We start from the raw sequence: 1480 nt of genomic DNA, 5'->3' as shown, positions 1-1480 counted from the left end.
GTCAGCGCGAGCCGACCGCCCTCGTCGGGGAAGACGCGGAAGAACTCCCCGCGCTCGGGGAACGCCAGGATGTCGAACATCCCGATCGGACGCTGCTCGTCCGAGACGGCGTCCCCGTTGACGAGGACCGAGTCGTTGTTCAGCGCGTAGCGCGCCTCCTTCGTCGAGTCGACGTAGCCGAGCACGTCCCGCAGCAGGACGACGAGCGGAACGCCCGCCTCGCCGTGCGGGCCCGCGCCCGCCTTCACCGTGAACGTGTCCGTCTTGCGCTCGACCGGCCAGGAGTTCGGTACCGACAGTCGCTTCTGGTGTCGCGTCATTCGTTGTCCTCCCGGAGCCGCGCCTCACGGCGATCGTCTTCCAGGTCCAGATCGGTCACCCGGACGTTGCTCGCCGGAATCGGACGGGGAACCTCCTCCCCGTCCGCCTTCTCGACGGTGACGTCCTCGACGGTGATCCGTTCCGCGGACAGGTCGACGGAAACGACTTCCGCCTCCGTCCCGGCCGCGTCGCCGCGAAGCACCTCGACGGTGTCGCCGGCGTTGACGCGGACGTTGCGCTGTCCGTACTCCTCGCGGAGGTCGTCCGTGAGGGTGGCTCGGACCTGGTTCTGCCGCTCGTGGAGCGGCGCGGTCTCCGACCGTTTTCGCTGTTTGCGTGGCTGTTCCGTCATGATTAGACGATCATCGTCGCGGTCGAGGCGATGCTCCCGAATCGTTCGGCGACCTCGCGGGCGACGGGGCCTTTGATCTCCGTGCCCCGCGGCTCCTCGAGGTCGTCGATGATGACGGCCGCGTTGTCCTCGAACTTCACGCGGGTCCCGCTCGGGCGGCGGATCGGCTTGCGCTGGCGGACGACGACCGCCTCCAGCACCTGCCGCCGCATCTCCGGGGTCCCCTTGGTGACCGAGACGGTCACCTTGTCGCCGATACCTGCCTTCGGGTGGCGGTTCTTGGTGCCGGAGTAGCCGGCCACCGAGATCACCTTCAGCTCGCGGGCGCCGGTGTTGTCGGCGCACGCGATGAGCGAGCCCTTCGAGAGGCCCTGCGTGACGTCGGCCTTGAGGGCCTCCATCACCGATCACCCGACAGGTTCTCGACGACGACGTGGGACTTCGTCTTCGAGAGCGGTCGCGTCTCCGCGATCTTCACTTCGTCACCGACTTCGAGCGAGTCGAGCACGCCCGGCACGTGGGCCGGGATGCGCGAGCGACGCTTCATGTACCGGTCGTATTTCGGTACGAACACGTCGTACTCTCGCTCGACGATGACGGTCTTTGCCATATCCGTCGACACGACCGTTCCCTCTCGGGTCTGGCCGCGGACGGAGAGCTGCCCGTGGAACGGGCACTTCTCGTAGTCGTAATCCTCCGGGTTGTCTGGCTCCGGAGGCGTGGGTACGTCGATTCCTATCGCCATTGTGTGACACCTCGTTCGGTGCGTTCGGCGGGTCGATGCCGCAACCGATCGCCATCCACCGT

The 1480-nt window shown here is 67.1% G+C and carries 3 protein-coding genes and 2 pseudogenes; all 5 read right to left on the bottom strand.

Annotated elements, in window-relative coordinates; all coding sequences use genetic code 11:
* Positions 1–320: pseudogene (locus tag SD626R_RS12595) on the bottom strand (30S ribosomal protein S4e); the annotation flags it as partial.
* Positions 317–673, bottom strand: a complete 357-nt coding sequence (rplX, locus tag SD626R_RS12590; protein ID WP_092566694.1) for a 50S ribosomal protein L24 — start codon at positions 671–673, stop codon at positions 317–319. The gene rplX and the pseudogene SD626R_RS12595, both read right to left, overlap by 4 nt.
* A gap of 2 nt (positions 674–675) precedes the next feature.
* Positions 676–1074 (bottom strand): 50S ribosomal protein L14, encoded by a 399-nt coding sequence (locus SD626R_RS12585; RefSeq protein ID WP_092566693.1) that lies wholly within the window; start codon positions 1072–1074, stop codon positions 676–678.
* Positions 1074–1418 carry a 30S ribosomal protein S17 gene (locus SD626R_RS12580; protein ID WP_092566692.1) on the bottom strand — a complete coding sequence of 115 codons (345 nt, stop codon included), beginning with the start codon at positions 1416–1418 and terminating at the stop codon, positions 1074–1076. Before SD626R_RS12580 ends, SD626R_RS12585 begins: the two co-directional genes overlap by 1 nt.
* Positions 1409–1480, bottom strand: a pseudogene (locus SD626R_RS17335) (ribonuclease P protein component 1); the annotation flags it as partial. The pseudogene SD626R_RS17335 and the gene SD626R_RS12580, both read right to left, overlap by 10 nt.

Source organism: Halorubrum sp. SD626R (assembly GCF_001261915.1).
GTDB lineage: Archaea > Halobacteriota > Halobacteria > Halobacteriales > Haloferacaceae > Halorubrum.
The sequence above is the reverse complement of the archived record's forward strand: the minus strand, read 5'-3'. Positions and strand labels throughout refer to the sequence as shown.

Bases quoted from the DNA above. Each gene is read 5' to 3' on its own strand.
- SD626R_RS12580 (WP_092566692.1), bottom strand. From the start codon at position 1,418: ATGGCGATAGGAATCGACGTACCCACGCCTCCGGAGCCAGACAACCCG.
- SD626R_RS12585 (WP_092566693.1), bottom strand. From the start codon at position 1,074: ATGGAGGCCCTCAAGGCCGACGTCACGCAGGGCCTCTCGAAGGGCTCG.
- rplX (WP_092566694.1), bottom strand. From the start codon at position 673: ATGACGGAACAGCCACGCAAACAGCGAAAACGGTCGGAGACCGCGCCG.